The organism is Bacteroidota bacterium, from assembly GCA_013696965.1.
Lineage (GTDB): Bacteria > Bacteroidota > Bacteroidia > JACCXN01 > JACCXN01 > JACCXN01.
Window position 1 is genome coordinate 1 of record JACCXN010000051.1, and the last position, 6,387, is coordinate 6,387.

The following is a 6,387-nucleotide window of genomic DNA, read 5'->3' on the forward strand; positions in this document are numbered from 1 at the left end:
CCTGTAAATTCTAATTTCTGTTTCATGTGTTTTGTCTTATTTTTTATAGTCACATGGAATGCTTGGCATTTCATTCTTTTTTGTGTTTTTATGGACATATCCAAAACGTATCCAAATGTATCCAAAAACAAAATTACTAAAATGTGGCCGCATTTTGCCACTGCCTGCATTTTTTTTAACTAAAGGGATGGTGTTTTGTTAGTAAGTCCGTTAACCCTGTCAGCTCCTGTACTTCATAATGTTCTGTACTGCTTATCCATTTGTGGCCTGCCATATATTGAACCTGTCTTTTATCGTACATTTTTATCCAGTTCAGAATCACGCTTGCCCTTATGTGCCCTGCATTTTTGATTACTGGATTGATGCCTTTTAATTCATTGGACAAGTATTGCATGGTATTGGAAGGGTGGCACTCAAAAAGTTTTTCGCTTGTGAATTTCGATTCTGTAATATACCTGTGCAATAAAATGATTTGTCTTGATTCCAATTTTAATTCCCTGCTGTTGCTTCTTCTTGTTGATGGTATGTAAATCATTCCTTCGTTTAATTTCACATGATTGATTTCAATCTTATCCAGTTCTCCGCTATGCACTGCTTGCCCTATCATTAATCCCAATATCACAACATTTCTTTGGTGCACTGCTTTATGCTTCTCTTCCCTGTAACGCTCTCTTGGTTTTGCGTATTCCTGGTAAAGGTTTTCCAGTTCTGTATGGCTCAAGGGGTTTACTATTACATTTTTTATTGCTCCTTTGATTCTCAACCGTCTTGCCGGATTAATTTCCATTGCTCCTTCGTCTTTCAGGTGCTCAAAATATTTTCGTATGCTGTTTATTCTGATGTTCAGAGTTTGCACGCTTAAGGCTTTGCTTTTCATGCTCTGCACGTATCCCAATAGTTCATTGTAGGTAAGATGTGTTATTTCTTCAATGCCGTTTTCTTTTGTCCAGGCTTCAAAGCGGACAAGGTCTTTCAGGTGTTCGCTGATGGTTCTCTGGGCAAGCCCTTTGTCTTGCAAATAATATTCAAAACTCTGGAAATTCATGCTCTTCGTTTTTAAGTTGGTTAACTATATGCGTGTAAATCTGTGTTGATTCCAGTGAGCCATGCCCTAAAAACTTGGCTATTTCTTCAATGGGCATTCCGCTTTGTAAAAGATGGGTGGCAATGCTGTGCCTTAAACTGTGAGTGCTAAAATGTTTTTCTATACCCGATCTTTCTTTCATGAACTTAAACCTTCCTTCAAAGCTTTTCATCCGTTTGGCTTCCGTATTCAAAAAGAGTGCCTCCCCGTCTGCATCCTGCTTTTTAAACCCTTTCTTCACATGCCAGGCTGTTTGGTTATCCTGTAAAAACCAGTAACGCCCTTCTTCTATATAGGATCTTATATCTTCTGAATGCTTCAGTGCAATGGGCACATAGCGTTGTTTGTTTCCCTTGCCTTTCCTTACAAAAACAAGGCGTTTGAGTAAGTCTATATCACTGAGGTTTAATTTGCTTCCTTCATCTTTTCTTAAGCCGCATCCATAAAACATGGCTATTATTGCCCTGTCCCTTTGTCCCATTGCAACACTGTTGAATGTTGGGTGCGGCTCATAGGTGCTTTCATATAGCTTTTTTATTTCTGCCTGTGTCAATATGGTTCTTTCGTCCACTTGGTTTGCTACTCGCTTTGTAATGATGTCCAAAACATGTTTGCCTGTCTGGTTAACATAGCGGGCAAAAAGGTTAATACTTGTCATGTAGCTGTTAATGCTGCTGCTGCTTAACGCCCCGCCATTTCTCAGGTTTCCTCGGATTTGTATGTGTTTTATAAAATCGCTGATGTGCCTTGCTTTTATTTGTGTAACATGCTGTATGTTCTTTTGCTCCAGAAAGTGGAGTATTTCACGAATTTGCAAGGGAGAACCGTTTACCGTGCGTTCTGCATAACCAAGTACGTCCAGCCATTCCTTAAAGCCCTGTTCCAGATATTTAAAGTTGCTGCTTTTCAAATGCAGGTGTTTCATGATTTTGGGTTTTAGAAATTGGGTTGTTGTTTTTTCTTTAGGGGGTGTCTTTTTGTTTTTGTGGAACTTCTTTGTTTTTTATGCTCTTTCTCTTTGATGACAGGCTTTTAAGTGGTTCGTTTTTTAAAAGAACTTCTTGTAACTTCTGAACTTCTTGCTTTCTTAGTTGCTCTAATATTTGCCCTGATTCTTTTTTGTCCTTTTTATGGCCAGGGCGAATATTGCTGCTGCCTGTTTTTCTTTTTCCTGTAAGTGCAGCAATATTTCATCCAGTACCGTATTGATGCGCTCCTGCAATTGCCCGTATTCCTCAAAGCTGCTCACTTCATACCCGTAGCCTTTCTTTTTGTCCCCTTCTTTTTTTCTTACATAATCGTACTGCTGCAATTCTACCATGTATTTTTTTTGCTTGCTGTGCTCTGTTTTCAGTACTGCCCGTATTTCCTTATTGCTAAAGTGTTTCAGGTTGTTTGTTCTTACATATTGTTTGATGAATTCAAAATAGCTGCGGCAGGCTCCGCTTAACTCATCCGATTTCCTAAGCAGTATATGCTTCATCAGGGTGTTGGCCTCTGCAATGTCTTCTAAAGTTGTTTCTATGTAAATCTCCCCCGTTTCTTCATCCGCTTTCTGCTCTCTCTGGTATTGCTTATAAAAAGTGATGGCTTCTATAAATGCGATGTAATGGGCGTTTGTCCTTCTTGGCTTAAATACGTCCTTTGGTATTTTTAAAAATTCTGCATAGGGGTTTATTACTTTGACGGGCTGCAATACCCTTTGCGTGTTCTGCAACAATTCTATTGTCTGCTTTTGCTCATACAGGTTGATTTTTCCGGCACTCAATAATCTTTGAAAGTGCATTACTTTTTCGTCCTGTTCTTCGCTTTCATCTATGTAGATAAGAAAAGAACGGTTTGCATTGTCTTCATAAATGCGTGACTGAGTGGTACATCCTGCAATGCTTACAGGGCCGTAAACAACCAGGTGTATTGTTTTGGCATTGCCTTTTTTGTCCTTGATGGTTACGGTCTTGCTTATCTTCTGCTTGCTTTGCAGTTCCCTTAATGGATAAAGGGCTGCAAGCACTCCGTCCAGATCTTCTATCAATACTACTTTATGCCCAAGCTCGTCTTTGTCAAAGTAATAAAAGGCGTTTCCGGTTAATGAGGTAATTTCTATTTTATCTTCCTGCGGTATGAGCTCCCCCACTTTTTCCTGCAAATGGCTTTTTCCAACTCCCGAACTTCCAAAGCTTACTATGTGCAAGGGCCTGTATGTTTTGCGGGATGTGAAGATCAGGTACATTAAAAGCCTGTTGAGCTCTTCTCCGATCACTCCCGATTTTCCTATCATTTCATTTGTACGCTCAAGCAAATCCGGTTCTTTTAAAAATGCCAGGGCTGCCTGTTTTTCCTGCTCTGTAAGCATTTTTTTTGTTTCCTGTTTTACTGCCTGTTTCTGGATTTCTTCAAGCCTGTAGTTTTCCAGCTCGTTGATCAATGTTGCAATTGCTTTGCTGATGTAACTTGTCCCGATCTCCAAGCGCTCTGCCGTTTTGCGCAAAAGCTTTTCTACCTGTGTATCGTTGTACAAGTCCAGGTTGTGCCGGATGGCCTGCCCTTTGAACTCTACTTTTATGGTCACTCTTAGCCTGTCCAGTCCCTCCAATCTTATTCCTCCCAATATGCTGAATAAAAACTGCTCGTACTTCCAGGTTATGTGTTCGGGGTTGTGGGTGTTTATATTGTTTGCCATGTCTTTAAAATATTATTTATGCTTTATGCTATATTATATTTTATACAAATATATGTTTTATACAATACAAAATCTATTCCTTAAAAATATTAATCCTATTTAAACAGATATTATATTAGATTTGTATCAATAAACACGCAAAGAATGAATATTCCTGCCAATATAAAAAGACTAAGAAAGCTTAAAAACCTTTCCCAGAAAGAAGTGGCTGCGGCTATTAAAGTTGGTCAGGGGCAATACTCTGTGATTGAAAGCGGTAAAATCACTCCCACTATTCCCACATTGGAAAAGATTGCCAAAGTACTGGAAGTAGATATTGCCGAACTGTTTAAAAAGCCCGGCAAAGAAGATGAAATAAATATGTCTATTCTTGAAAAGGTAAGGATGATTGATACCCTGGATAAGGATGAGAGGGACTGCCTGCTTAAAATGATTGATATTGCCATTGCCAAAAAGAGAATGAAGGATAACCTGGCTTCTATGATGGCTCAATGATTTTTAAGAAAATAATAAGTTAGCAGAAAAACCAACTTGTTATTTTCTTCGCATTAAACTGTTCCTTTTGCAATTTTGGTAAGATAACCAATTGTTAAGATCAATATAATTAATACAATTGCACCGATTATTTTATTAGTTACAGAATCTACAAAATGTGTAGATATATCTTGGTCAGAAGTACCGTAGAAAATTTCACTAATCTTTCTTTTTTTTCTACTAAACAACCATCTAACTGCAGCTCCAATATAAGCAAAAACTATTCCTGCAAACCCCATAATTAATTCCCTGATTCATCTTTACTATCAGCACTTGTTTCAACTAAATTATTGGATACTAAATGATTTAGCTATATAATCATATACTTTCTCGAGAGACTCAAATTGATTTGCGAGACTCGTACAACCTATTAAATGGACTTTATTAGGGGAATTTACAAAATACATTGTTGATATTACAGAATTTCCATTAACAAGAAAAACACATTTCAATTTTTCAGATTTATACTCATCTATAATTAGATTGCTTCTTTCTAACAAATTAAACTCTAAGAATGACTCTTCCATATTAATTAAACTCTCATCAACTATTTCAGTTAAATTTATTTTTGATTGATCAGTTTCAGCTATTTTAGTAACATGAATAGTGTTTGATATATTCATATTTTCGGCATCGTTGTTTAACTTAGCACCAAAAAGCATATCCCCTTTTGCATCTATTAATTCCCAAGATGAAGGATATTCGATATAAATTCCATTTTCTTTACTGGAAAAGCTATTTAAAGAAAAAGTTATTCCATTATATGTTATAACTTTTTCTTTTTCAATTTGACAACTATAAACTGACAGTAAAAAAATTACTACAATTATTTTAATTGTTTGTTGTTTAATTTTCTTCATACTAAATCTCATTTTATTCACTTAACTTTTATTAACTTTTGAAAGTTTTCCATTAAAGATTTTGCACAATCATTGCTATAGAAATCAATAAACCAATAAATACCTACAAAAAACAAAAAGCCAAATAATTTTTTTATTAATATATCATCAGATAAACCTGGAATAAAAGTAATCAACATTAAAAACACTAATATAATTTTAAAAACTAAAAATAAATTATTAGGCCTGACCTCTATATCCATTTTAGCCATATTATTTTTATCAATTATTTTTCCCTTCAATACAGCTGTGTTGATTACTCCTGGCTCATCTAATAAACCAATATTAAAATAAGGATAAATAACAAAGTGTTCATCACTGACTTCTATAAAATCTAAATTATAAGGATGTTTTCCATTGTGTTTTAACTTTTTGAAATCTTCTAAAATTTCTTTTCGAGTTAAACATATTTGCATTTTATAGTTTTTATTTCTAATTATTAAGAATAATAAATTTTTTATAAAATTCAAAATTTTAAACAGCATCTTAATTGGCTAATTATATTATTTCGTAACTGCTTCTGCCCCCGCTTCAGATGAATAATCTAGCCCTAAAATAAACTTCAAACTTGCGGAAGTTTTTGCTGCAGCCTTTACCGATGTATCTCCAGTAGGATTTTTCGTATAAGTTACTGACCCTTTTACAGGCACTGCTTGCACAGATGTTGATGGAGATGTATATGAAGCCTCATATTTTTGTGTTCCTTTGACATATTCTGCATCGGAATCAATTTTAAACTTATTAGCAACTTTAACACTACCTACTGGTGTTTTTGCTGCAACAGATGTTTCAACATCCCCTGTAAAGAATTTAAAACTAAAATCCGAATTAGATTCACCTGTTTTTAAATCAATTGTCTCAGTTACAGTAATTTTAAATATATTAAAATTAACAATGGTTAAATCAACACCAAACGCAGAGCCACCAAGTCCTGCCTGCGGACCAATACTAGCACTAATTTCAGATTTTTGGACTATTTTAACTTTAGGCTTATCTCCGCCAGTTGGGGGGTCGCCCGGTTTTCTTCCATCTGCATCAATAAATTTGATAGGATTATTAAAGAAAGACGAGTATGGAGACCAGGATGCCATTTCGTGTGTCAAAGGGTCAACATTCCATCTTCTTCCCAACCTTGGGTCATATCCATAATCCCCAAAACTCAAATGATTTCCAATCCCTTTTACTTCATT

At 35.7% G+C, this 6,387-nt stretch carries 8 protein-coding genes; 1 reads left to right on the forward strand and 7 read right to left on the reverse strand.

The window, feature by feature from the left end; all coding sequences use genetic code 11:
- Positions 1-175 precede the first annotated feature (175 nt).
- The 3 genes from H0V01_07775 to H0V01_07785 form a co-directional block, all read right to left on the reverse strand.
- Positions 176-1,045 carry a site-specific integrase gene (locus tag H0V01_07775; protein MBA2583268.1) on the reverse strand — a complete coding sequence of 290 codons (870 nt, stop codon included), beginning with the start codon at positions 1,043-1,045 and terminating at the stop codon, positions 176-178.
- Entirely contained in the window at positions 1,026-2,009 is a 984-nt protein-coding gene (locus H0V01_07780; GenBank protein ID MBA2583269.1) for a tyrosine-type recombinase/integrase, read from the reverse strand. The genes H0V01_07775 and H0V01_07780 overlap by 20 nt, the downstream gene beginning before the upstream one ends.
- Before the next feature lie 171 nt (positions 2,010-2,180).
- Positions 2,181-3,764 carry a hypothetical protein gene (locus tag H0V01_07785; GenBank protein ID MBA2583270.1) on the reverse strand — a complete coding sequence of 528 codons (1,584 nt, stop codon included), beginning with the start codon at positions 3,762-3,764 and terminating at the stop codon, positions 2,181-2,183.
- A gap of 144 nt (positions 3,765-3,908) precedes the next feature.
- On the opposite strand from H0V01_07785, the gene H0V01_07790 reads away from it, so the two are divergent.
- The gene (locus tag H0V01_07790) at positions 3,909-4,259 is read left to right on the forward strand and encodes a helix-turn-helix transcriptional regulator (protein ID MBA2583271.1); all 351 of its coding nucleotides are present in this window, start codon (positions 3,909-3,911) and stop codon (positions 4,257-4,259) included.
- A 53-nt stretch (positions 4,260-4,312) separates the two neighbouring features.
- Here H0V01_07790 and H0V01_07795 read toward each other — a convergent pair whose 3' ends face one another.
- The 4 genes from H0V01_07795 to H0V01_07810 form a co-directional block, all read right to left on the reverse strand.
- Positions 4,313-4,537, reverse strand: coding sequence for a hypothetical protein (locus tag H0V01_07795; protein MBA2583272.1), 225 nt, complete (start codon positions 4,535-4,537; stop codon positions 4,313-4,315).
- Positions 4,538-4,585: 48 nt separating this feature from the next.
- On the reverse strand, positions 4,586-5,158 hold the full coding sequence (locus tag H0V01_07800) for a hypothetical protein (GenBank protein MBA2583273.1): 573 nt from the start codon (positions 5,156-5,158) through the stop codon (positions 4,586-4,588).
- Between the two features lie 17 nt (positions 5,159-5,175).
- Positions 5,176-5,667, reverse strand: a complete 492-nt coding sequence (locus H0V01_07805) for a hypothetical protein (GenBank protein ID MBA2583274.1) — start codon at positions 5,665-5,667, stop codon at positions 5,176-5,178.
- A 33-nt stretch (positions 5,668-5,700) separates the two neighbouring features.
- Positions 5,701-6,387 (reverse strand): hypothetical protein (locus H0V01_07810; protein MBA2583275.1); only part of this gene is annotated, 687 nt, incomplete at its 5' end.